The following is a 23,652-nucleotide window of genomic DNA, read 5'->3' on the forward strand; positions in this document are numbered from 1 at the left end:
ATATAGGGTATATAATGATCGTGCATATGGCGAATGGAGGGGGGTGAACCGTTGATTGTCATCAGTTTGGTATTCCTTCTTATTCTTTTGGGTGCGGCGTTGTATCTACGCTACTATCCTATCAAACATATCCCATGCGTTCCGGTAGAAGAGATGCCGGACGGCTTGCTTCTTGTCGACTTGCGCGATTATAATGAAAGCAACGGCTCCATATTTGGCCAAGCGTTGCATATTCCGGTGGCGTATTTGAAACGGCATGCGCGGGATATTCCGCGAAAGCCGCTTCATATCATTGCCCAGGATGCCATCGAAAAAAACGTCGGCATCCGGCTGTTGCGCCGCTATGGCTATGAGGTGAAAAGCTATTCGATCACGGCTTGTGATTGTCAAGAAAGGGGGCGAACGAGCCGATGGAATATAACAAAGAGATCAAAAACCGCTTAAAACGGATTGAAGGACAAATTAAAGGCGTCCTTGGCATGATGGAACAAGGAAAAGACTGCAAGAGCGTCGTTTCCCAGCTGTCGGCGGCGCGCAATGCCATTGACCGCGCCATTGCGGTGATCGTCAGCACCAATTTGGAACATTGTCTTCGTGAAAGCATGGAAAAAGGGGAAAGCACAGACCATTTTGTCAAAGAAGCAGTGGAACTGCTTGTGAAAAGCCGTTAATGCGTTGCTCAACAAAAAGGTGTTGACAACGTTCTTTTTCTTGTAGTAATATACCCATAGGGGTAATGGTAATAAAACATATGATGTCAAGGAGGTTATCAAAATGAACGCAACGAAAGTATTGGATGCAAAAGGATTGGCTTGCCCGATGCCGGTGGTGAGAGCGAAAAAAGCGATGGACGAATTGCAATCAGGTCAAGTGCTCGAGGTGCACACGACCGATAAAGGGGCGAAAAACGATTTGCCGGCATGGGCGAAAGCAAGCGGCCATACGATGCTTGATATAAAAGAAGACAATGGTGTATTGATGTTCTGGATCCAAAAAGGATAATGTGTGCACATTTTTATACCCATATAGGTATAAAAGAAAGGAGGCAGCCAGATGACACAGTCGAAGAAAAAGACGACGATCATCTTGTTCAGCGGCGACTATGACAAGGCGATGGCGGCTTACATCATCGCCAACGGCGCCGCTGCCTACGACCATGACGTGACGATCTTTCATACGTTCTGGGGGCTGAACGCTTTGCGGAAAGAGGCGCCGGTTCCGGTGCAAAAAGGGTTTCTTGAAAAGATGTTCGCGAAAATGATGCCGCGCGGCGCGGACCGCATGGGGCTGTCGCGCATGAATTTTGCCGGCATCGGCCCGAAGTTGATCAAAAAGGTGATCAAAAAGCATAACGCCATGCCGCTTCCGCAGTTGATCGAGATGGCGAAGGAGCAAGGCGTGAAACTCGTCGCTTGCCAAATGACAGTCGATTTGCTTGGGCTGAAGCCGGAGGAATTGATCGACGGCGTTGAGTTTGCTGGTGTCGCTGCGTATTTGGCTGATGCGTCGGAAGGGAACGTAAACTTATTTATTTAACGAGGGAATCATATGTCGCAAACCATCATCAACATCATCCTGTTTGTTTTGCTTGTTTGGTTTTTTGCCAGCCGCTTCATCCCGCCGAAAGGGGTGCGGATGATCACAACAGCGGAATTGAAACGCCGGTTGAAAGAGCCTGGAGTGCAATATATTGATGTGCGCACCCCGATGGAGTTTCGTTCTTACCATCTGCCAGGGTTTCGGAACATTCCGCTTCACGAATTGACAGCACGCGTTCACGAACTATCGAAAGAAAAAGAAGTGATTGTCATTTGCCAAAGCGGGATGCGAAGCCAAAAAGCGAGCAAACTATTAAAGAAAATGGGATTTGAACATGTCACGAATGTCCGAGGAGGCCTAAACGCTTGGCAGTAGAGGAGGATGAGGATGAAAACAATCACACCGAAAGAGGTAGAAGAACGGCTTCGCGCTGGAGAATCGCTTCATATCATCGATGTGCGCGAGCCGGAGGAAGTCGCTGCAGGCAAAATTCCCGGAGCGGTCAATATTCCGCTCGGTTTGATCGAGTTTCGCATGCATGAATTGGACAAAAACGAGGAATATATTCTCGTCTGCCGTTCCGGCGGGCGGAGCGGCCGTGCGGCGGAGTTTCTTGACAGCCGCGGTTACCGCGTCCTCAACATGACAGGGGGCATGCTGGCCTGGGAAGGGCCGATCGAATAAACCATCAAGGAGGGAATCTGCCAATGATTAAAGTCGATATGACTGTAGACGCGAAAGGATTGTCCTGCCCGATGCCGATCGTTCGAACGAAAAAGGCGATCAATGAATTGCAACCGGGTCAAGTGCTGGAAGTGCAGGCGACGGATAAGGGATCCAAAGCCGATATCAAAGCATGGGCGGAAAGCACAGGGCATCAATATTTAGGAACGATTGAAGAAAATGGGGTTTTGAAACATTATATCCGCAAGTCAGCGGAAAATGAAACACGCAAAGAAACGACATTCCCTCATGTCGTATCGAATGAAGAATTGCAAGAAAAACTTCACGATCCTGATTCGTTTGTCTTGGATGTCCGCGAACCGGCGGAGTATGCGTTCGGCCATATCCCGGGCGCCGTTTCGATTCCGCTTGGGGAGCTTGAAAATCGGATGGCCGAGCTTCCGAAAGACAAAACGATTTACGTCGTGTGCCGCACAGGGACGCGGAGCGATTTGGCCGCGCAAAAGCTGGCCGAAAAAGGATTTGACCGTGTGCGCAACGTCATTCCAGGCATGTCGCAATGGAACGGGCCGCTTGATTCCGCTCAATCGTAATGAGCGGCCTTTTTCAACAATCAAATATACATTAGGGGGTATGTTGATATGGTGAAAGAAATGACCGTGCAACAAATGACGGAAAAGGTGTTCAACAAAGAATCGTTGTTCATCTTGGACGTCCGCAACGAAAGCGATTTTCGCGATTGGAAAATCGAAGGGGAAAACTTTGACTATTTGAACGTGCCGTATTTTGAATTGATTGATGGGGTTGACTCGATTGTCGACCGTCTTCCGAAAGACAAAGACATCGTCGTGGTGTGCGCGAAGGGCGGATCGGCGGCGTTTGTCGCCGAACAGCTGACGGAAGCCGGGTTTGACAACGTTTATATGCTCGCTGGCGGGATGCAGGCGTGGAGTGAGCATCTCCATCAAGCCAACGTATACGAAGATGATCTGTTGAAAATTTACCAATTCATCCGCGTCGGCAAAGGATGCCTGTCGTATATGGTCATCTCCGGAAGCGAAGCGCTTGTCGTCGATCCGTTGCGGTTTATCGATGTGTACGAACAAGTGGCCCAACAAGAAGGGGTGAAGATCACACATATCGTGGACTCGCACTTGCATGCCGACCATCTTTCCGGCGGCAAGGCGCTGGCCGAGCGGACCGGCGCGGCGTACTACTTGATGAAAAGCGAGGGAGCGGTGTTTGATTTTAAGCCGCTTGAGCAACATGACACGATCGACTTCGAAAACGTTCATTTGGAAGTGTTGGCCGTGAAAACGCCAGGCCATACGCCAGGCAGCGTCTCGTTCTTTGTCAACGGCAAATGGCTGTTCTCGGGTGACACGATTTTTGTCGGCGGTCTCGGGCGGCCGGACCTTGGCGGCAAAGTGGCCGAATGGGCCGTAGATTTGTATGACACCGTGTACGAAAAAGTCGCGGCCATGGCGGATGATGTGATCGTCTTGCCGGCTCACTACGCGAACTTAGATGAAGAAATCAATGCGGAGGGGTATGTCGGCGATACGTTAGGCCGCATCCGCGCCCGCAATGAGATGATGCAAAACAAACCGAAAGACGAATTCATCGACCTCGTCATCCAAAGCGCCAAGACGGAAACCCCGCCGAACTTTGAAGACATTGTCGCCATCAACCGCGGGCTCAAAACCGTTGATATCGAAACACAACGGGAGCTTGAGATCGGCCCGAACCGCTGCGCGCTGCATCATGCCCATGTCTAAAAAAAGCGGCACAGATTGACAGGGGGCGGGGGCGTGCCTCGTCCCTTTTGAAACGAAAAGGGAGGAATGATCGATGGATGTTTCGCTCGCGTTTCTCATTGTCATCTTTTTCATCGGTTTTGTCGGTTCGTTTATTTCTGGGATGGTGGGGATCGGCGGGTCGATTATTAAATATCCGATGCTGCTGTATCTTCCGCCGTTGTTTGGGCTGGCGGCGTTCAGCGCCCATGAAGTGTCGGGGATCAGTGCGGTGCAAGTGTTTTTCGCCACGATCGGCGGCGTGTGGGCGTATCGAAAAAGCGGTTACTTGAATAAATCGCTCATTTTGTATATGGGGATAAGCATTTTGGTCGGCAGTTTTGTCGGCGGTTACGGCTCGAAGCTGATGAGTGAGGGAACGATTAACGTCGTTTACGGCATCTTGGCGGCATTGGCGGCGATCATGATGTTTGTGCCGAAAAAAGGGATCGATGACATTCCGCTTGACCAAGTGACGTTCAACAAAGGGGTGGCGGCTGCGTTGGCGCTCCTCATCGGCGTCGGGTCCGGCATCGTCGGGGCGGCGGGGGCGTTTTTGCTTGTGCCGGTCATGCTCGTTGTCCTGAAAATCCCGACGCGAATGACGATCGCCACGTCTTTGGCCATTACGTTCATTTCCTCCATTGGCTCTACGTTCGGGAAAATCGCCACCGGCCAAGTCGATTACATCCCGGCGCTCATCATGGTCGTCGCGAGCTTGCTTGCCTCTCCGCTAGGGGCGAAAGCGGGGCAAAAACTAAACACGAAAGTGCTGCAAGTCATCCTTGCCGTGTTGATTTTGGCGACGGCGGTGAAAATTTGGGTGGATATTTTATGAGTGGATCGATGGAAAGACGATGAACGACGGAAAACGATATGTGTGAAGGCGAAAACGGATCATGTTTCGCCTTTTGTTTTCTACAGATCCATTTGGACATGATAAACAGTGAGAAAATCTTCACGAAGGGAAGAATGAGCAATGTTCCATTACACGGTTGACGTGCCAACAGGCATGGACGAAACGATCGAGCGTTTGGAAGAGAACTTGAAACAAGAAGGGTTTGGCGTGCTCTGGCGGTTCAGCGTGACCGAGAAGCTGCAAGAAAAGGGGCTTGATTTTTCCACGCCGATGGTCATTTTCGAAGTGTGCAACCCGCAAGAAGCGGCGCGGGTGTTAAATGAAAACTTGTTGGTCGGTTACTTTTTGCCGTGCAAACTCGTTGTCTATCAAGAGAACGGCACAACGAAAATCGGCATGCCGAAGCCGACAATGCTTGTTGGCATGGTGAACGAGCCGGCGTTGAAGGAAATCGCGGAAGATATTGAGAAAAGGTTGGTCGCTTGCATTGACCAATGCCGTCAGTGAAAAGGAAAAAGGTGTCCCACATGACGGGGCACCTTTTGGTTGTGCACATATACACGGAAACGCAGGTTTGCCGAAAGAAAAGCGCTCTTTTCCCCTCTTCGCCGCTATTTGATCCACATAGGAGGCGGACGGCCGCAAAGCCAATCCTTTCTACAAATTCTCTTGCCCTGCCGCTTTTTTTGCTTTTGCCCGTTTTTTGGCTGCGCGCGGCTGTTTTTCCGTTTCCAGCTCGCGATGCACAATCCGGTCGGGGTTGAGCCCGTTGCCGAGCGTGCCGTACACATGGCCTTGCTTCGGCTCGATGAGCTCGTTCAGCTCGTAATAGACGCGCGGCGTTTTCCAAAGGGCGGCCAACGCTTTTCCCATCGGCATTTCGTGGTAGCGGTCCGGCCACATTCGTTTAATGTGTGTTTTGACGAGCGGATAGTACTTCGAGCTCATCGCCGGAAAGAGATGGTGCTCGGTGTGGTAGGAGAAGTTGAAGTGGAGCACATCGATCCACTTCGGCACCGTGACGGACAAGCTGTTGGCCAACGGATCGTTGACCGACACTAACGGATTGAGACGGTGGTTGGTTGAGATATAGCTCATGACGATCGTGTTGGCGACAAGCAGCGGAAGCAAAAAGGCGAACAGCCATTTTTCCCAGCCGACCAGCCATAACAGCCCGAGCCATGACGCCCAAGGCAGGAAAAACTGAAACAGGACGATCGCGCGGTTCTTCCGGCGAAAGTCGTGGAAAAAGTAAAACAGCATCCGCACCGAATGAAGGGTAAACATCACGGACAAGGAACTAAACGCGAAAAACGCGCGAATCGGAAACGGGATGCGGTATACCCAAGAAAGCAGGCGGCTTTTCGCTAATTTCTCCATGCTTGGCCACGCGTCCGGATCTTTTTCTTCGTGCTGGGTATGCACATGGTGGCTGGCGTTATGCCATTTTCTCCACAACTTCGGACCGGTGCAGAGCGGCCAAAACGCGATTGCGCCGAGAAGATCGCGGAGCCAAGGTGTACGGACGACGGTGCCGTGCAAAATTTCATGTCCTAAAAATCCTAGTGCGGCAAAGCTGAAACCAAGCACAACCGAGATAAGGAGGTTCCATACAGGATGGAGATGAAAAAGGGACACGGCGAGGATGCCGGCAATGACGAGCCCTACATAAGCCAGACCTCCAAACAAGCGGGACTTCACAGGTTGAAACGCTTTTTTCGGCAAATGCGGGGCTATTTTCGCCGCATACCAGCCGAACGGGTGAAAATCATTCATTTAGTGATCTCCTTTCCAATCACTCTCCGTTTGACAAGCAGCGGCGAAGCTATTCACACACTCTTGGTCGCAACGAAGACCTTATTTCATGAGGTGATCCCAAAAGCTGTCCTCTATGCCGAAATGATGTGGAAGGGCGAGAAAAGCTCTAGGTCCTATAAAAGTCATCATAACATCTTTTGGATCGTCCTGTCTATAGGCTTGATGGAAAACTGCCAAAATTGAGTATGGCGGCAATGTTTCGAGAAGAACAGGCTAGACGCTTGAGACGGCGGCTGGCTAAAACATCATGATCAATGTCCCGATGGTAATGAGCAGCACCCCGATCACCACTTTCGCGGACAGCGGTTCGCCGAGAAACATCGCCGCAAACAAAATCGTCAGCACCAAGCTTGATTTGTCAATGGCGGTGACGCGCGAGACATCGCCGATTTGGATTGCTTTGTAGAAACAAAGCCACGACAATCCGGTTGCTGCTCCTGAGAGGCAGAGAAACACCCAGCTTTTCGTTGAGATCGCTTTGACGCCTTGATGAGCCCCTGTCATCCAGACGATCATCCATGCGAGCACGAGCACGACAGCGGTGCGAATGGCGGTCGCGACATGGGAATTGACGTTTTCAATGCCAATTTTGGCCAGAACCGATGTCAGCGCCGCAAACACTGCCGCCAGCAAAGCATACACGATCCACATATCGATCCCTTCGCTTTCGTTGAGAATGTTTCTCATCTATTATACTACGAGAAAGGAGAATATTTCACCATTTTTCCATTCGTTTGTTATAATGGAGGACAAGCAGACAGGAGAGGAAGTGGAGAATGATCTATCAGTTGAAAGTGCAGTTGAAACATACGAGGCCGCCGGTTTGGCGTCGGTTGCTTGTGCCGGGGGAGATGACGTTCGCCGAGCTGCATCGCGTGTTGCAAGCCGCGTTCGGCTGGATGGACCAACATTTGCATACGTTTTACATGACAAAGGTCGGCGGAACGGCGCGGCTGCGCATTGAAATCGGCAACGAAGCAGCCGGGTGGGACGGCGCCGATTATGATGAGCGGGAGGAAACGATCGGGCAATGGTTTGTCGAAGAAGGTGACCGCGCCCAATACGTGTATGATTTTGGTGATATGTGGGAGCATGAGATCGTCTTGGAAAAAATCGTCGATCCGCTTCCTGGCGCGTTGTATCCGTGCTGCATCAAGGCCGTGCGAGCGGGTTTGAAAGAGGATAGCTGGGGAGAAGTGCAAGCCATAGAGGAAGAGATGAGCACAGCGGAGCTGACGGCGAACGTGAATGTGGCGCTCGCCCCGTTTCAACGAAAAGTAGTGAAGGAAGAAGGTGAGGCGAAAAAAACGAAACGAGCCGCAAGCAAAGGCAGAGTCGAAGAAGTGGAACAGGATGTATGGAAAACGCTGTTCGATCAAGCACTCGCCTACAGGGACTTGGCCCCGTGGACATGGATGGACGATGATCAAATTTTTGCCGTGGTGACTCCTGATGGGGAATCGTTGTATTGTACGGTGATCGGAGCGCTTGGCCAGGAGTACGGCCTTGTCATTTACATCGGTGAGGAAGGGTATGCATGCTTGCAAGATATTTTATCTGGAACGTTGCATCCAAAAGACGCTGTGTTTAAAGAGCGCGCATTGCTCGTGTCGTTTGCGCCCCGAAACGACTTGGAAAGAGACGATAAAGCGATGTTGCGGAAGTATCACATTCCTGTGAGTGGAAAACAGCTGTTGCCGATGTTCCGCAGTTTTGCCCCTGGATATTATCCATGGTTTCTTTCGGAACAGGAAGCGGCATGGGCGGCTATGGCATTGGAACAAGCGGTCGTTGTCGCCGAGAGGCTGCGCGGTGGCGAGTTGTCCCTAGCTTTGTCCGCTCGCGGCAACCGATTGTTTGCCCGGATTGCCGAACGGAGAGAAGACGGGCTTCATTGGCGCGACGGCTGGGTGTCGCGCCCGAAGGCAAAGAAAAAGGAAACACCGGTGCTTGAAATCGGAACGGACGAGTTGGAAAAGGTCAAGGCGCTCGATCGCGCCCCGCTGTTTGCGGAGTTTTCGATCGCTTATGTGAACAAGCCGATTCAGGAGCGACGCTGGGAGCGCCCGTATTTTCCGCTGCTGGTGCTGGCTGCCGATGCAGCGAGCGGAGTCATTTTGCATCACCAAGTGTTTCGCGGCCAGCTGGAGGCGAAGACGCTGCAACAAAGTTTTCTCGCATTTGCCCGCGCGCTCGGGCGTGTACCGAGCCATGTGCGCGTCACGAAGGAACAAGGTCCGTTGCTGGCCCCGCTTTTGCGCGAGTTGGGTGTGAATATGAGCACAGGTCCAACCCCTCGTTCCGATGAAGTGAGGGAATTGTTTGAACAGTTTGCAATCTAACAGTTTGGTGATTTAGTAGAAAACACTGTTAGTTCCGATTGTTTCTCAATTAGGAAACCTTGCGAAATCAGTCTTCTTTTTTGGTGAAATGCGGCTGATTTGCTCGTGGACACTGTTTTTCACCGGCCTTCTAAGAAAGAAGCCGACAGTGATGCCGAACAGGAGAAAGAGATGCAGAACCAAAACAGATGGAGGCAGGCGCTGACGTGCGGAGAGAAGAGTGCGGGAATTTCCAGCTTTCCACTAGCCCCTGCTTCTGCCAGGATTCCGTTTTTCTAAGAGCGCTTTGCACGACGCAGAAAGAGGGATGAACATGTTGATTGCACTTGATATGGACGGAACGCTATTAAACGGGGAAGGAAAAATCAGTGAACGCAACCGGGCGGCCATCACCGCGGCGCAGGCGCAAGGCCACATCGTCGCCGTCGTGACAGGGAGGGCGCGCAAAGACGCGCTCGCCCCGCTTCGTGAGGCGGGGATTGTCTGTCCGATCGCCAGCTTAAACGGCGCGGTCGTTTCGCTCGAAGACGGCACGGTCATCAGCGAGGCGCCGCTCGAGCGGGAAATCGTCCGTCCGGCGCTTGAGTGGGTGCGCGAACAGTCGGATTTGTATTGCGAGACGTACACGGGCGATGCGGTGTATGTCGGGCTCCACAACCGCGCCCAATGGGAAGCGCTCGCTTCCGAGATGGCCAATGCGGCGCCAGAGGTGAAGTGGCTCGTGAACAAGCAGTTCCAGCAGGCGCGGGTGACGTATGTCGACGACATCCGCACAGTGTGGGACGACCCGCAGCTTACGTTATACAAACTGCTCATTTTTGCCCTTGATCGCAAGCGTCTTCGCGATGCGGCCTCCCTTTTTGCGGCGCTCCGTGACGTCACGGTCACCTCGTCGCACCCGCACAATATTGAGATGAACAACGAACGGGCGACGAAAGGAGAGGCGCTCAGACAGCTCGCCGCCCATTACGGCATCGATCTGCGCGACACAGTCGCCTTTGGCGACAGCCATAACGATTTGTCGATGTTTAAGGTCGCAGGCTATCGCGTGGCGATGGACAATGCCGAGCCGGAGCTGAAAGCCAACTGCGACATGGTGACGTCCTCCCACGAAGAAGATGGGGTGGCGGCGGGGCTTGAGCGGGTGCTTGCGAAACGGGTGTAGCGGCACCCGTTTTTTTTCGATTGGACGTTCACGGCATCGCTTTGGATGTAGAGAGGCTCAGGCTTCCGGTGCTTGCCCCGTCTGCTGAAACGTGAATGCGTGACGTGCTGTCGGCGGGTAGGTGAATCGTTTTCACAGCTTCTTGATCTGTTGTTTGCTGACAAAGCGTAATATCATAATCTCATAGTATGACAACGAAAGGGGAGAACAATGACGGGCGATCGCATTCAAGACTGGATTGGAATGTGTCGGGTGCCGGTGTACACAGCGACGGTGGTGCTGTATGTTGTCGCGCGGTTTGTCGAGACGGCCCCCGTTCACTATGCTATGGGAGCTGCAGCGCTGTCGGCGTTTATTGTGTCCGCGTTTTTCGCCCGCGGGGTGTACCAGGTGTCGGGAGCTCTGTTTTTTGCATTTGGTGTTGGATTGTTTTTGTTCTATGGCGATGCATGGCCGACGTTTGTCCTGCATTTTGAACGGGTGTTGGGGCTGTTGGCGCTGTTTTTTGTGTTGCCGTTTATGAATACGCTCATTCGCGTCGGGCGGTATGACCAAAGTTTAAGCGAATGGCTGAAGCGGAACGTCGGGGGCGTTTCGTCGTTGTACCGCCGCAGTTTCAGCGTTTGTCATTTGCTTGGGTTGTTTTTGAACATTGCCACGATTCCGCTTCTTGTTCGTTCGCTGCGCACCGCGCTGCGAAATGTAGGAGGACGGAAGGCCGAGTCGTTTTATGTTCGGAATTTGCTGCGGGCGTATGCGCTTTGTTTGACGTGGAGCCCGATGGAGGTGATGGTCAGCACGACGATTGATTTCACCGGTGTGCACTATTATGAAGTGGTGCTGTTTTTGTTGCTTCTGGCTTTTACGATGGCGATGATCGATTGGAGAACGGCTGCTGTTGCGTACCGTGGCATTCCGTTGGAAACCGGTGCAGAAACGAATGGGAACATGGCGGTTTCGGTCGGACAAAAAGCCGCCCAGCTGCTGCTGGTGCTCGTCGTGTTTACGGTGCTCGTGTCGCTCGTTCAGCGTTGGCTCGGCAAAGGATTTTTGTTTTCGATCGTCTTATTGCTTGTCCCGTTTTGCTTCGGGTGGGCGTTGCTTGTGCGCCGGGTGAAGCGGTATGCGACGGTGGCGCTCTGCCATTGGAAAGAGCGGACAGAGGGATTGGGAAACTACTTTTTCATGTTTTTAGGAGCCGGGTTGTTTGTTGAGATGCTGTCCCGGTCTCCGCTGCTCGCTGGGCTTGGGAACTGGTTTCGCGTCGGGGCGGATCATTCCGTCTGGCTGTATGCGATGATTGCTGCTTATTTTTTCATGACGTCGCTTGTCGGGTTTCATCCGCTGGTGAGCTTGACGTTGCTCATGCCGCTGCTTGAGCCGGTGCGGCTGCTTGTTCCGGCGGTGCCGTTGTCGATCGTGCTCATTTGCTGCAGTTTGGCGACGGTCATGTACAGCCCGTACAATATTTCTGTTTCCTTGCTGGCGGAGGAGCTGGGTGACAATCCATATCGGATCGGCAGGAGGAATGTTCCGTTTGCGCTCGGTTATATGGCCGTGGGAATCGGCATTGCGCTGTTGGCGGAGCGGCTGTTTTTCGGCTGATATCTATGGCGTTGTGGGGTCGTTTCCTTCTTTTTTTCAAAGAAAGAAGATTTTTAGGTTGACAGCGTTTTCATTGGAACGATATAATGAGGTTGAATCGATTGAATTGTTTGTCATTTCTATTTTTTAGATCGATCTAATAAATAGGCGGTGCCCAGTTGGTGCGCTCGGGATCGTCCGCTTAAATGGAAACAAAGAAGATTTGTTCTGCAGATTTTTAGATCGATCTCATTTTCATTCTTTTGTTTTAGATCGATCTACTAAAATTCCATTCTTTTAGATCGATCTACAAAGAGCGGCAAAGGGGGATCGACTCGGATGAAACAGCGAAGTGCGCTCGATATGTACGCCGATGGAGGGGCGTGGTGGGAGACGTCGATCAGCGACGTCCGCAAAAACGAAATTCTCATCCGCGGTTATCCGATTGAAGAACTGATTGGCAACGTCTCGTATACGCAAATGCTTTACCTTTTATTATGCGGGGAGATATTGAGCGAGAAAAAGGCGAAGTTATGGGAAAGCGTTCTTGTCGCCGGGGCGGATCACGGCCCGCGCGCGCCGTCGATTGCAGCGGCCCGCATGGCGGCGACATGCGGCATTTCGTTCAACTCGTGCGTGGCGACAGGCATCAACGTGCTTGGCGATGTGCATGGAGGAGCGGTGGAGAAGGCGATGGCGCTGTTTTATGAGACAAACGAGCAAATCGAAGCGCGCGGCGGGGAAGGCGCGATGGCCGATGTGATCGGCGAGCGGTTTGAACAGTTTCGCCGTGAAGGGCGGAAGCTGCCGGGATTTGGCCATCAGCTTCATGATGACGACCCGCGCGTCAGACGGCTGTATGCATTGGCGGGCGAGCTTGTGGAAGAAGGGGAGATCAGCGGGCGGTATTTAGCGATTGCCGAAGCGTATCGCTCCCATTTGGAGAAGGCGAAAGGGAAGCGGATGACGATGAACATCGACGGGGTGGCGGCGGCGATCCAGTGCGAGCTCGGCGTGCCGGCAGCAGCGGCGAAAGGCGTGTTCGCCCTGTCGCGCGGGATGGGCATTGTCGCCCATGCGTTTGAAGAATGGCAAAACGGTGTGCTGATCAAAGGACCGTGCCCGAACCGCGATGATTTAGTCCGCTATACCGGACCAGCCAAACGTCATTTGGAAAAGTAGGTGATCAAGATGAGAAAAGCACAGCTGTATATTAACGGGACATGGATCGAAGAACCGCGTGCGGCGGAGCTGGTGAAAAACCCGTATACCGGGGAAGTGATCGGCGAACAGCAGCTGGCAACGCCGGAAGATGTGGACAGGGCGCTCGCCTGTGCGTTTGACGCAAAAAAAGAGATCGCGAGAATTCCGGCCTATGAGCGGGCGCGCATCTTAAAAAGGGCGTCGATGCTGCTGGAGGAGCGGAAAGAAACGTTTGCCCGCTGGATTTCGGAAGAGCTTGGAAAGCCGTTGAAAAACACGTTGGATGAAGTGTCCCGCTCCATTGAAACGCTTGAGCAGTCAGCTGAAGAAGCGAAACGGCTGTTTGGGGAAACGATCCCGGGCGACGCCTCGGCGCGCGGGACGAAAGCGGTGGCAGTGACGTTTCGCGTGCCGGTCGGCGTCGTGGCGGCGATTACGCCGTTCAACGCCCCGCTGAACTTGATTTGCCATAAGGTCGGACCGGCGTTTGCGGCGGGCAACGCCGTTGTGTTGAAACCGGCGCCGCAGACGCCGCTGATTGCGGCAGAGCTGTTGAAGCTGCTGCTGGAGGCCGGTCTTCCGCCGCGCGCCATCAACATGGTGCTTGGCGGCGCCGAGGTCGGGCAGCAAATCGTCAAAGACGACCGCGTCAACGTCATTTCATTTACCGGCGGCGTCGTGGCAAGCCGCAACATCTGCGCCCTGGCCGGCATGAAAAAAGTGCTGCTGGAGCTTGGCGGCAATGCGGCGACGATCGTCCATGAAGACGCCGATTTAAAACGGGCGGCCGCGCTGTGCGCGAAAACCGGCTACAGCAACTCCGGGCAAAGCTGCATTTCCGTTCAGCGCATTTACGTGCATGAGTCGGTCGTTGGACCGTTCACCGAGTTGCTCAAACAGGAAGTGGAAGCGTTGAAAGTCGGCGACCCGTTGCTGGCGGATACAGATGTCGGATGCATGGTCGATGAGCGAGCGGCGGATCGGGTGATGAGCTGGATTGATGAAGCCATCGCTTCTGGCGCGACGCTGGTGTGCGGCGGAAAACGGCGCGGGGCGACGGTGGAGCCGACGGTGCTCTTCAACCCGCCGAAGCGAAGCAAAGTCGTTTGTGAAGAAGTGTTCGGCCCGGTCGTCAGTGTCATCCCGTACCGGACGATTGACGAAGCGATCGCAGAGACGAATGATTCTGCCTTTGGCCTGCAGGCTGGGCTGTTTACGAACCGGATGGACATCGTCTATCAAGTGGTTGAGGCGCTTGATGTCGGCGGGGTCGTTGTGAACGGCACATCCAACTTCCGGTTGGATCACTGGCCGTATGGCGGTGTGAAAAACAGCGGCATCGGCCGCGAAGGCCCGCGGTATGCGATTGAGGAAATGACGGAAATGAAGATGATCGTATGGCAGTTTCCACAGTGATGATAGGTGGTGGCAACATGTTAGCGCTTTATGTGGCAAAGCCGAATGAATTAGAACTGCGGCGCCTCGATGCCGTCCGTTCCCCTGAGGGGGATGAGGTGAAAATCAAACTCGTCTATGGAGGCATTTGCGGTTCGGATCTCGGGGTGTTGAAAGGAAAACTTCCGCACGCGAACTATCCCGTTCGCGCCGGGCATGAGTTAGTCGGCGTCATTGTCGAAAAGGGCGAACAAGCCGCCTACGACATCGGGACACGGGTCGTTGTGCTGCCGAACACGTATTGCGGCGCGTGCGACTTGTGCCAAAAAGGGTTGACGAACATCTGCCGGCATAAACAATCGCTTGGCATCAACACGGACGGCGGGTTTTCGCATGAATTCGTCATCTCGTCCAAGTACGTGCTTCCTGTTCCGGATGACCTTTCCGATGAAAAAGCGGTGCTCGTCGAACCGTTCGCCGTTGTCGTGCATGCCTTGAGCAAAGCGCGGATCGAACCCACCATGCGCGTAGCGGTCATCGGCTGCGGAAATGAAGGGATGATGGCGGCCGTCCTCGCCCGCCATTTCGGAGCGGACGTGACGGCGGTCGATGTGAATCCGTTGAAGCTTGAGACGGTGAAAGCGATGGCCGACATCCGTACGCTTGCGCCCGCTGCACTGTCGGGGGAAACGTTCGATGTCGTGATCGAGGCGGCAGGAACGCGTGAGGCAGTGGAGCAGGCGGTCGAGCTTGTCGCCCCAGGCGGCCATCTTATCTTGATTGGATTAGCGAACGAAGCGACGTTCCCAGTGGTACGTCTCGTCCGCAATGAAGTAACCGTACATGGCTCGATCATTTACCGTTTTCCGGATGATTATTTGCAGGCCATTCATTATTTGCGGACAATGCCGCATCCGATTGAACGGGTCATTTCCCGCATTTTCCCCGTCTGCGACTATGAGCAGGCGTATGAATTGGCGTCATCCGGCAATGCGGGCAAAGTCGTGCTAAGCTTTCGAGAGGGGGAAGAACAATGAAAAAACAAGTGGCTGAACAACTCGTGCGGTATTTAGAAGACCGCGGCGTCACGCATATTTTTGGGCTTTGCGGCCATACGAACATTGCGGTGTTGGCAGCGCTTGAGCATAGCTCGATCAAGTTCGTCAACGTCCGCCACGAACAAATCGCCGCGCATATGGCTGACGGCTATGCGCGGGCGAAAAAGGAAACGGCTGTCGTTCTCTGCCACGTTGGTCCGGGGCTGACGAACGCGGCGACAGGCGTCGCCAATGCGGCGCTCGACTCCATTCCGATGGTCGTCATCGCCGGCGATGTGCCGAGCCATTATTATGGAAAGCATCCGCATCAAGAGATCAACTTGCACGCCGATGCGTCGCAGTATGAAATTTATCGTCCGTTTGTGAAGCGGGCATGGCGAGTTGATCGGCCGGACTTGTTCCCAGAGATTTTAGAAAAAGCATTCCAGCTGGCGGAGAGCGGTCGCCCAGGGCCGGTGCTTGTCTCTGTGCCGATGGACATTTTCTCCAAAGAAGTGGATGTAGCGCTGTTTGAAAAGCAAAAGCGGCATACGAAAACGTTGCACAAGCCGTCGATTGACGATGAAACGGCGAAACGGATCATTGAGAAGCTGATGCAGGCGGAACGTCCGCTTGTGTACGTCGGCGGCGGGATTATGCTGGCGGATGCAGCGGAAGAATTGAAAACGTTTGTCGAACATTTCGACCTCCCTGTTGCGCACACGCTGATGGGAAAAGGGGCGTTGCCGGATGATCATCCGCTGGTGCTTGGGATGAGCGGATTCTGGGGGACGAAATTTGTCAATGACATGTGCCGCAGCGCCGATGTCATTTTGGCGTTGGGAACGAGATTTTCCGAAGCCGATTGCAGTTCGTGGGAGCCGGAGTACACGTTCAACATTCCGGAAACGAAGCTCATTCATATTGATATCGATCCGAATGAAATCGGGCGCAACTACCCGACGGAACTCGGCGTCGTCGCTGACGTCAAGCAGGCGCTGACCGTGTTGAACCGTGTGGCGAAACAAACCGTGCCGCAAGGGCGGACAGACGAGGCGCTGAAAGAACGGATTGCGCATTATAAAGAGGAATTCCGGCAACAAAACGCACAGCATATTCACGATGACAGCTATCCAATGCGTCCGGAACGCATTTTGCATGAAGTGCGGGAAGTGCTGCCGAAAGATGCGATCATCACGACCGATGTCGGCTGGAACAAAAACGGGGTCGGCCAACAGTTTCCCGCGTATGGCGCAGGGACGATTTTGACGCCGGGCGGCTATGCGACGATGGGCTTTGGCGCTCCGGCCGCGCTCGGGGCGAAAATCGCCTGCCCGAACCGCGTCGTCGTGTCGCTCGTCGGCGATGGCGGATTCGGCCAAAACCCGGCGGTGCTGGCGACCGCCGCCGAGGAAAACATCGCCGTTGTGTGGGTCATCATGAACAACTACGCTTTTGGCACGATCGCCGGGCTCGAGAAAGCGCATTTTGGCACGACGCACGGGACGGTGTTCCAAAAGGACGGCAAGCCATATTCGCCAGATTATGCGGCCATTGCCCGGGCCTACGGAGTAGAAGGGGTGAAAATCCGCTCGGCGGAGGAGTTTAAACCAACGCTCGAACGGGCCATTCAAGCGAACAAACCGTTTGTCATCGATGTGGAAATGATCAACGTTCCGACGCCGACGTCCGGACACTGGAATATTATGGACATCTATTCCCCGGGCAAACGCGTTCACCATGTTGCGGTGGAAAGGTAAGGGGAGTTTAAGATCGGGAGGGGAGACAGGACATGGCGAGAACGTTTTCCTTGGCCCATTTGACGGTGCTCGGCTGCCCGCCGCCGGAGATGGCGCGCATCGCTGCCCGGACAGGGTATGATTACGTCAGTTTCCGGATCATCTACATGGGGCTTCCGGGCGAGCCGAACTATGCGTTGGCGGAAAATCCGCAGCTGTTGCGGGAGACGAAAGCGGCGCTGCGGGACACCGGCGTCAAGCTGCTCGACATCGAACTGGCCCGCATTGATGCCGATACGGATCCCAAACGGTATGAACCCGCTTTGGAAGTGGCGGCTGAGCTCGGCGGCCGCCACGTCTTAAGCAGCGTTTGGACGACCGACCGCAGCGCTTACATCGAGCGGTTTGCCGAGCTGTGCGAACTGGCGAAACCATACGGATTGACAGTCGATTTGGAGTATGTGCCGATTGCGGCAGTGACGAATTTGGCTGGGGTCATCGATGTGTTAAAGACGGTAAAGAAAGACAATGCTGGCGTTATGATTGATTTGCACCATTTCCACCGCGCCGGCGATTCGCCGGAAGCGTTGGAGGCCGTGCCGCGGGAGTGGTTCCATTTTCTCCATCTTTGCGACGCGCCGGGTGAAATTCCGGCGTCAAAAGAAGAGATGACAAGAATTCTCCGCGAAGAGCGGCTGTATGTCGGCGAAGGCGGGATTGATATTGCCGGCATTGTCCGCCGCATTCCAGAAGTTCCATGTTCGATTGAGCTGCCGAACATCAAGCGTGTCAAGGAGCTCGGCTACGAAGAACATGCGCGCCGCTGCCTGCAGTCGGCCAAAGACTATTTTGCCCGTCATATTGCAACGCAAAGCGATCGATCGGCGTGACTAGTCAACAGAGAAATATGGCAGCGCTTCCGATACGGGAGGCTGCCATACAGATATTCTTAATTATCGGAAAATTTTATATATTAATTCCGTTGTTAGAAAGAAATGGCTTGCTCATTTGGTTGTTTCCCGCATGACCGGACGTTGTCGCGAGAGAACAGAATGGCGTGCGGCCAAACGGGAATGCGGGTTCAACATACAACACGATGCCAGCCGGTTGATCCGTTCGGCTGCATCAATTATTGCACTATGGAGGAAAGAAGGGGGAAAACGGAATGAAAAAGATGTTGGTGTTGTTGTTTGCCTGCCTGTTAGTGCTTGCGGGGTGCTCATCGAAATCCGAGCCGCAAGGGGGCGGCGCGGCGAAGAAAACCGAACCGAAAGTAATGAAAATGGCCGTTGCGACATCGAAGGATCGTTCGCTGACGAAAGGATTGTACAAATTTGCGGAAATTGTGGAAAAAGAAACAAACGGCTCGATCAAAGTGGAAGTGTATCCGGATGGACAGCTCGGGGGAGACGTGGCCGTGTTTGAAGCGCTGAAGATGGGTACGATTCAAGGATCGACGATGTCGACCGGTCCGATCGCTTCATTCGCTCCACGCATCGGGGTGCTAGATTTGCCGTTTTTATTCAAAGATCGAGAAACCGCTTACAAAGTGCTGGATGGGAAAATCGGTCAAGACTTGCTCAACGATTTGCCGTCTGTCGGCGTGATCGGCTTGAACTATTGGGAAAACGGCTTCCGCCATTTGACGAACAATAAGCGGGAAGTCAAAAGCGTCGACGACATTAAAGGGTTGAAAATTCGCACGTTGGAAAACGATCTTCATATTGATTTGTGGAAAGAGTTGGGCGCCACACCGGTGCCGATGGCATTCACGGAGTTGTTCACCGCTTTAGAGCAGCACGTGGTCGACGGCCAAGAAAACCCGGTCGGGAATGTGGCGATCAATAAGTTTTACGAAGTGCAAAAATATTTGACGAAAACCGGCCACGTCTACAACGCAAGTCCGTTGCTCATCAGCAAAAAGTTTTGGGACACGTTGACGGACAAGGAAAAAGACATCATCAAAAAAGCCGCGGAAGAAGCGAGAGACTATCAGCGCAAGCTCAACCAAGAAGAAGATGAGAAAATGTTCGACTATTTGAAACAGCAAGGCATGGTCATTACCGAACTCTCTCCGGAGGAGAAGCAAAAATTTGTCGAAAAAGTGCAGCCCATCTATCAAAAATACGCGCCGAAATTCGGCCAAGATCTCGTGAACGAATTGGTTAACGCAGGAAAATAACCGAATGGCAAAGCCGGCTCTTAAGGGGAGTCCACCCCTTAAGAGTTCTTCCATTCTTGCAGACTTGGAGGGGACAGCGATGAAAAGGATCGGAGCCGTTCTGGAGAAGGCGCTGAACGCCTTAATGGCGTTCTGTCTCGCGTTTATGTCCATTCTTGTATTCGGCAACGTCGTGCTCCGCTATGCATTTAACTCCGGCATCACGTGGTCGGAAGAAATGTCGCGCTTTCTGTTCATTTGGATGTCGTTTTTAGGCGCGGTCGGTGCTTTGAAAGACCATGACCATCTAGGCGTCGATACATTGGTGCGGAAGCTGCCGACCGGCGCCAAGCGCGTCGTGTTTGTCATCAGCAATGCGATCGTGCTGTATGTTCTCTATTTGCTTTTGGATGGAAGCTGGAAGATGACGATGAGCGGCTTGGAAAGCAAAGCCCCGGCCACCGGGCTGCCGATGGCGTTCATCTACGGAACCGGGCTTGTCGTGAGCATCGGGATGGGCCTCATCATTTTGTGCCATTTGTATCAGGCGCTGTTTCGCCCCGGGGCGATTGAGGAGCTGACGAGAATGAAAGAATCGGAAGAAGAAATCATGACGGCCGCTCCCGTCGAGCACGAAGCGGCAGAATGGGCGCACGGGCGAACGCAAGGCGCCGCTGGAGGTGAGCGGTAAATGGCGTTGGTCGTTTTTATCGGGTCGCTGTTAGGGGTCATGGCGCTCGGATAAATAGCATGAATTCGAACGTCCATGGTGTGGAAACTCCTTTGCTTTCCTTGTGTACCAAGGACCTATTCGACATCGGGATGAAAAAATCCTCCCGATTTTCGTCGGGAGGGTGCGAAATGTGAGATATATCGTCTTTTTAGAAAGGAAAAGCTGTTAAAAGGAACATTCCAAAAGACTGCTGGCAAGAAGGATATTACGTATGACCTAAAGAATGAGTACAAAATAAAGTGGAAAGAAATAAAGGGAACTGAAGAATATTTTATAGCCAAAGTTGAGCGGAGCTAATATATTCTGTTTGTTCTTTCTCCCTCGGGCAGTTTATAAAGGATTTAGGTGTAAAAAACGTGTCATTGGTAAGCGATGATAATAGAGAGAACCTTCAACAAAAAAGAGCCAGCTCTTTTATTTTTTCACGAAAGACAAGGGTTTTCGATGTTGTCGTTTTTGTTGTACATAAGCTTTGACTTCATCCGAAAGTGTGGCATTCAGATGGAGTTCTTTTGCAATGACATGTAGCATCTTCGCCACATCTTCTACCCGATGACGGTCAAGATCAGGGAGTAAACGAGAAACGGTTTGTTTGGCAACCTCTGATTCCAAAAGTGGAACAACGCTCCCGACTTTACGAGCCACTTCTAACGAAAGCTCTGCCGTTTTTTGACGATAACTCGTTCCTCCGTTTAGATGAAATTCCCATTCTTTTTGCAACTCATGAAGGAAGTCTGCGAAAGATACTACATGTTCTTTTCCCATTACTTCATCCATTCTAAATGCCTCCTTTCCTTCAGATTGTTCATCTTTATCTTATTATATACCCTTTTCTTTAGGCTCTAACATAACTACGGATAACTTTTACTGTTATTTCATTCGTCGATGTACCAATTTGTTTTGGCGTGGTTGTCTGTTAAATGTTGATTTTTGATGAATATTGTTGGGAAGTGCGTGATGTTATATGGTATTGATAAATATTGCGGAAAAGAGAAAAAAATGCAATAGAGCTTAATCCATAGCGATTAAAAGAAATGTTTAACCACTATAGTGGTTAGAAGAAATGTTTAAGCAGTAATTTGCTAAATCAGGCTACCATTTTCTATGGTATTATTTTCTAAAAAGAAAGATGGAGGGGTTGAGGATGAGAGAAGCAGAGTTTAGAAATTTCTTAATTAACGACAGTAATATTAAAAGCAAAGTGAAAGCTGTTAATTCAAGAGTGGCAAAAGCTCTTAAGGTGGAAAGAGAGTTCAACATCAATTTAGACGATGTTGTAAAAAATGATGAAGCTATGTACAATTTGTTGCTTCAAATTCAAGAGAAGCTCAATGATAAGCAATGCCATAACGCTTATCAAAATGCGGTACGAAAATATTATTTGTTTGTTAATGGGAAAGAATTTCCTAGATTAAATCAATGTTAAAAGACAAGAAATATTTATTTACAAACATGTTAAATAGAATTCTTAAATATAAAGTCTTATTGTGCAGTTATCCCCATAACGATAAGGCAAAACAAAAACCTCTCCGTTATGGGGAGGTTAAGATCTTTTTTTATCACTTATTTTTACGTTGAATTTTGATCAACCAGAATAACCACACGAAGTCAAAGGTGAACAAAAAAGAGCTTCATTATGAAGCCCTCTTGAGTTATTCCATTCATCGTTCAAGAAATCTCTCCATTTCTTTTTCACTGAGTTCCTGGGGGATAACTCTTTTTTGTTTACAGTAGTCATATAATGCTCGGACTTTCACTTTTGGTTCTTTTGAAGAACGTGGAACAGCGTACACACCGTCTGGAAATGCATCATCAAGTTGTTTTATGTCATTTATCAACATTTTTTCACTCACCTTTTTTAACATTATAACCTTTTTCTGTAGGAAGTGAAACATCTATTCAATTTTTAGACTAACATCAGTAGTATGCAATAATTGTTCATTCGAAAAATTCTGTACCTGTTCTCTTGAAGAAGAACTTGAAGAAGAAAAAGGATCAAAGGGGACATGGGCAATATGACTTTGGAAATGTGTGGAGTTTTACATCAGATATCCTTTTTATTGAGCGAAGGGGCTAGATAATGCCACCATACTTAGGTTGCGGCATTAGGAGGTAAGGCATGAACACTATTTGGATGATCTTCATCGTAGATCACGACAGAGATTTTCCGAATTTCTTTCCTATCGCTGCTTATTCATCACAAGAAAAAGCACTCAATAAGTTGGAATCACTACCGAAAAATCATAATTATCAGTTGTTCAGGATTCCAATCGATGATTTTTTTGGGGTGATTACTAACAATAGGGAAATATGTAGTGGAATGGGCAATCTTTATCATGAACATTTCCACTATCTTGATGGCGATAGTTAAAAATATCCATGTAAAAAACTATTCGGATTAATAATACAGGAGGAAATCGTATGGAGAAAAGCTATTTTGGAGTTCATGACGTAGATGATAAGGGAAATAAAATTATAATCACATGTGAAGGTGTAGATGATCAACAGTTAGCACATTTTGGTGGTTTAGATTTGCATGTGAAAGCGGTCAAGACGCTAATTCGTAATACCAACGGAACAGACTTTGCTCGTAAAGCAGGAGATTTCTTTATCGAAGACAAGGTAATCGCTTTGTACTTGAATGAAATTGGTCGACTCATTAGAAACTTTTCTGATGAAAGAGAATGGTTAAAAGACTACTCCAATATGGAATTGGTTCAAAATTTTTTGGAACATTGGCAAGATAATAGCGAGATTGTAGAACTTGTGAATGCAGACAATCAAGCAATGGAAAATGCGAGCAAGGAATTCAAGAGAGAAGAAGATGAAATTTGGGAGAATATAATAAGCGAGCTGCGTTCCGAGAAAAAATAGAGTAAATAGGGAATAGGATTTAGCTTCTCCCTATTCCTTACGAAAAAAGCTGGTAAAGGTATTGGGGAGGGTGCAAAGGAAGGATAAAGGTTACTAAGGATCAATTTTTTCAATTGTTTTTTGCTATTTTATTATTTTTTTGCACTAGTCTTAGAAAAAAGAAAATTAACTATTGACATATTCTAGTTCTTATGTTATTTTATAACTGGATTTTGAATTTTATATATTTTAATGTTTTGTTTTAGTATTTTTGGTTTTTGCTATTTTGGATTATTTTCCTTTGTAGTAAATTCAGCATACAAGAATAGGGCTGAATTACTCAGAGGTGCATGTTTACTTAGGTCTGTTTAGTTTACTTAGTAGTTTCACCAAGGGGGGAGTATACCCTTTTGGTGGTATGGACCTATAGCATGCACCTCGTCGAGTAGTTCAGCCCTTTTGTTTTGTATTGTTCCTTGAAAACTAAATAACTCTCCCTTTTGTTTCATCGTACTTACTTCTGTTTACATAGGGAGTGGCAAGATGACTTTTGCATTGGTTGTCTTGTCTAATCTCCTAAAACACATTTTTGAAATGGAGGGAAACAAAATGAATCAAGGACAATTATCTAAGAAAATAAGTAATTTTAAATGTTATAACTCACATTTCGCAACCTCCCGAGCAGAATCGGGAGGATTTTTTGAGGGGGATGCCGAATAAATCCTTGATACACCGAGAAAGCAA

General features: G+C 50.7%; 27 protein-coding genes. 23 read left to right on the plus strand and 4 right to left on the minus strand.

Annotation, left to right across the window (positions count from 1 at the left end; translation table 11 throughout):
- Nucleotides 1-51 precede the first annotated feature (51 nt).
- From B9L19_RS08125 to B9L19_RS08170, 10 genes are all read left to right on the plus strand, one after another.
- The gene (locus B9L19_RS08125) at nt 52-444 is read left to right on the plus strand and encodes a rhodanese-like domain-containing protein (RefSeq protein ID WP_025950536.1); all 393 of its coding nucleotides are present in this window, start codon (nt 52-54) and stop codon (nt 442-444) included.
- Complete coding sequence (locus tag B9L19_RS08130; RefSeq protein ID WP_025950535.1) at nt 411-671, plus strand: metal-sensitive transcriptional regulator; 261 nt, start codon at nt 411-413, stop codon at nt 669-671. Before B9L19_RS08125 ends, B9L19_RS08130 begins: the two co-directional genes overlap by 34 nt.
- Before the next feature lie 103 nt (nt 672-774).
- Entirely contained in the window at nt 775-1,002 is a 228-nt protein-coding gene (locus B9L19_RS08135) for a sulfurtransferase TusA family protein (RefSeq protein ID WP_047752936.1), read from the plus strand.
- Nucleotides 1,003-1,053: 51 nt separating this feature from the next.
- Nucleotides 1,054-1,536: a DsrE/DsrF/DrsH-like family protein gene (locus B9L19_RS08140; protein ID WP_047752937.1), complete on the plus strand. Its 483-nt coding sequence runs from the start codon at nt 1,054-1,056 to the stop codon at nt 1,534-1,536.
- Between the two features lie 12 nt (nt 1,537-1,548).
- Nucleotides 1,549-1,914 carry a rhodanese-like domain-containing protein gene (locus B9L19_RS08145; protein ID WP_047752938.1) on the plus strand — a complete coding sequence of 122 codons (366 nt, stop codon included), beginning with the start codon at nt 1,549-1,551 and terminating at the stop codon, nt 1,912-1,914.
- 12 nt (nt 1,915-1,926) lie between these two features.
- Nucleotides 1,927-2,223, plus strand: a complete 297-nt coding sequence (locus tag B9L19_RS08150; RefSeq protein ID WP_047752939.1) for a rhodanese-like domain-containing protein — start codon at nt 1,927-1,929, stop codon at nt 2,221-2,223.
- 23 nt (nt 2,224-2,246) lie between these two features.
- A complete protein-coding gene (locus tag B9L19_RS08155; protein WP_013145020.1) occupies nt 2,247-2,816 on the plus strand; it encodes a sulfurtransferase TusA family protein in 570 nt (189 codons plus the stop codon).
- Nucleotides 2,817-2,864: 48 nt separating this feature from the next.
- A complete protein-coding gene (locus B9L19_RS08160) occupies nt 2,865-4,001 on the plus strand; it encodes an MBL fold metallo-hydrolase (protein WP_047752940.1) in 1,137 nt (378 codons plus the stop codon).
- Between the two features lie 73 nt (nt 4,002-4,074).
- Nucleotides 4,075-4,857 (plus strand): sulfite exporter TauE/SafE family protein, encoded by a 783-nt coding sequence (locus B9L19_RS08165; RefSeq protein WP_047752941.1) that lies wholly within the window; start codon nt 4,075-4,077, stop codon nt 4,855-4,857.
- Nucleotides 4,858-4,998: 141 nt separating this feature from the next.
- A complete protein-coding gene (locus tag B9L19_RS08170; protein WP_021321731.1) occupies nt 4,999-5,385 on the plus strand; it encodes a DUF302 domain-containing protein in 387 nt (128 codons plus the stop codon).
- A 150-nt stretch (nt 5,386-5,535) separates the two neighbouring features.
- Here the strand turns inward: B9L19_RS08170 and desB are convergent, their stop codons facing one another.
- A complete protein-coding gene (gene desB, locus B9L19_RS08175; protein ID WP_047752942.1) occupies nt 5,536-6,654 on the minus strand; it encodes a Delta(10) desaturase DesB in 1,119 nt (372 codons plus the stop codon).
- Between the two features lie 279 nt (nt 6,655-6,933).
- The gene (locus B9L19_RS08180; RefSeq protein WP_025950528.1) at nt 6,934-7,347 is read right to left on the minus strand and encodes an EamA family transporter; all 414 of its coding nucleotides are present in this window, start codon (nt 7,345-7,347) and stop codon (nt 6,934-6,936) included.
- Between the two features lie 125 nt (nt 7,348-7,472).
- Here B9L19_RS08180 and B9L19_RS08185 point away from each other — a divergent pair, with 125 nt between their 5' ends.
- From B9L19_RS08185 to B9L19_RS08230, 10 genes are all read left to right on the plus strand, one after another.
- A complete protein-coding gene (locus B9L19_RS08185; RefSeq protein WP_025950527.1) occupies nt 7,473-9,038 on the plus strand; it encodes a plasmid pRiA4b ORF-3 family protein in 1,566 nt (521 codons plus the stop codon).
- A 313-nt stretch (nt 9,039-9,351) separates the two neighbouring features.
- Nucleotides 9,352-10,203 (plus strand): Cof-type HAD-IIB family hydrolase, encoded by an 852-nt coding sequence (locus tag B9L19_RS08190; protein ID WP_047752943.1) that lies wholly within the window; start codon nt 9,352-9,354, stop codon nt 10,201-10,203.
- A 210-nt stretch (nt 10,204-10,413) separates the two neighbouring features.
- Nucleotides 10,414-11,808 (plus strand): hypothetical protein, encoded by a 1,395-nt coding sequence (locus tag B9L19_RS08195; RefSeq protein ID WP_053004388.1) that lies wholly within the window; start codon nt 10,414-10,416, stop codon nt 11,806-11,808.
- 318 nt (nt 11,809-12,126) lie between these two features.
- A complete protein-coding gene (locus B9L19_RS08200; RefSeq protein WP_025950524.1) occupies nt 12,127-12,969 on the plus strand; it encodes a citryl-CoA lyase in 843 nt (280 codons plus the stop codon).
- A 9-nt stretch (nt 12,970-12,978) separates the two neighbouring features.
- Nucleotides 12,979-14,406, plus strand: a complete 1,428-nt coding sequence (locus B9L19_RS08205; protein ID WP_033024292.1) for an aldehyde dehydrogenase family protein — start codon at nt 12,979-12,981, stop codon at nt 14,404-14,406.
- 17 nt (nt 14,407-14,423) lie between these two features.
- Entirely contained in the window at nt 14,424-15,422 is a 999-nt protein-coding gene (locus B9L19_RS08210) for a zinc-dependent alcohol dehydrogenase (protein WP_025950522.1), read from the plus strand.
- The gene (locus tag B9L19_RS08215; RefSeq protein ID WP_025950521.1) at nt 15,419-17,182 is read left to right on the plus strand and encodes a thiamine pyrophosphate-binding protein; all 1,764 of its coding nucleotides are present in this window, start codon (nt 15,419-15,421) and stop codon (nt 17,180-17,182) included. The genes B9L19_RS08210 and B9L19_RS08215 overlap by 4 nt, the downstream gene beginning before the upstream one ends.
- Before the next feature lie 32 nt (nt 17,183-17,214).
- Nucleotides 17,215-18,051: a sugar phosphate isomerase/epimerase family protein gene (locus B9L19_RS08220; RefSeq protein ID WP_047752944.1), complete on the plus strand. Its 837-nt coding sequence runs from the start codon at nt 17,215-17,217 to the stop codon at nt 18,049-18,051.
- Between the two features lie 275 nt (nt 18,052-18,326).
- Nucleotides 18,327-19,343: a TRAP transporter substrate-binding protein gene (locus B9L19_RS08225; RefSeq protein WP_047752945.1), complete on the plus strand. Its 1,017-nt coding sequence runs from the start codon at nt 18,327-18,329 to the stop codon at nt 19,341-19,343.
- A gap of 79 nt (nt 19,344-19,422) precedes the next feature.
- Nucleotides 19,423-20,013: a TRAP transporter small permease gene (locus B9L19_RS08230; protein ID WP_047752946.1), complete on the plus strand. Its 591-nt coding sequence runs from the start codon at nt 19,423-19,425 to the stop codon at nt 20,011-20,013.
- Between the two features lie 456 nt (nt 20,014-20,469).
- Here B9L19_RS08230 and B9L19_RS08235 read toward each other — a convergent pair whose 3' ends face one another.
- Nucleotides 20,470-20,832: a hypothetical protein gene (locus B9L19_RS08235; RefSeq protein WP_047752600.1), complete on the minus strand. Its 363-nt coding sequence runs from the start codon at nt 20,830-20,832 to the stop codon at nt 20,470-20,472.
- A gap of 367 nt (nt 20,833-21,199) precedes the next feature.
- Here B9L19_RS08235 and B9L19_RS08240 point away from each other — a divergent pair, with 367 nt between their 5' ends.
- On the plus strand, nt 21,200-21,481 hold the full coding sequence (locus B9L19_RS08240) for a hypothetical protein (protein WP_033027894.1): 282 nt from the start codon (nt 21,200-21,202) through the stop codon (nt 21,479-21,481).
- A gap of 235 nt (nt 21,482-21,716) precedes the next feature.
- On the opposite strand, the gene B9L19_RS08245 is transcribed toward B9L19_RS08240, so the two are convergent.
- On the minus strand, nt 21,717-21,920 hold the full coding sequence (locus B9L19_RS08245; RefSeq protein WP_241771950.1) for a hypothetical protein: 204 nt from the start codon (nt 21,918-21,920) through the stop codon (nt 21,717-21,719).
- A gap of 254 nt (nt 21,921-22,174) precedes the next feature.
- On the opposite strand from B9L19_RS08245, the gene B9L19_RS08250 reads away from it, so the two are divergent.
- Both B9L19_RS08250 and B9L19_RS08255 read left to right on the plus strand, forming a co-directional pair.
- Nucleotides 22,175-22,426, plus strand: coding sequence for a hypothetical protein (locus B9L19_RS08250; protein ID WP_047752603.1), 252 nt, complete (start codon nt 22,175-22,177; stop codon nt 22,424-22,426).
- 50 nt (nt 22,427-22,476) lie between these two features.
- Complete coding sequence (locus tag B9L19_RS08255) at nt 22,477-22,929, plus strand: hypothetical protein (RefSeq protein WP_047752604.1); 453 nt, start codon at nt 22,477-22,479, stop codon at nt 22,927-22,929.
- The last annotated feature ends 723 nt before the right edge of the window (nt 22,930-23,652 follow it).

Origin of the sequence: Geobacillus thermocatenulatus (assembly GCF_002217655.1) — a bacterium.
Classification (GTDB): domain Bacteria; phylum Bacillota; class Bacilli; order Bacillales; family Anoxybacillaceae; genus Geobacillus; species Geobacillus thermocatenulatus.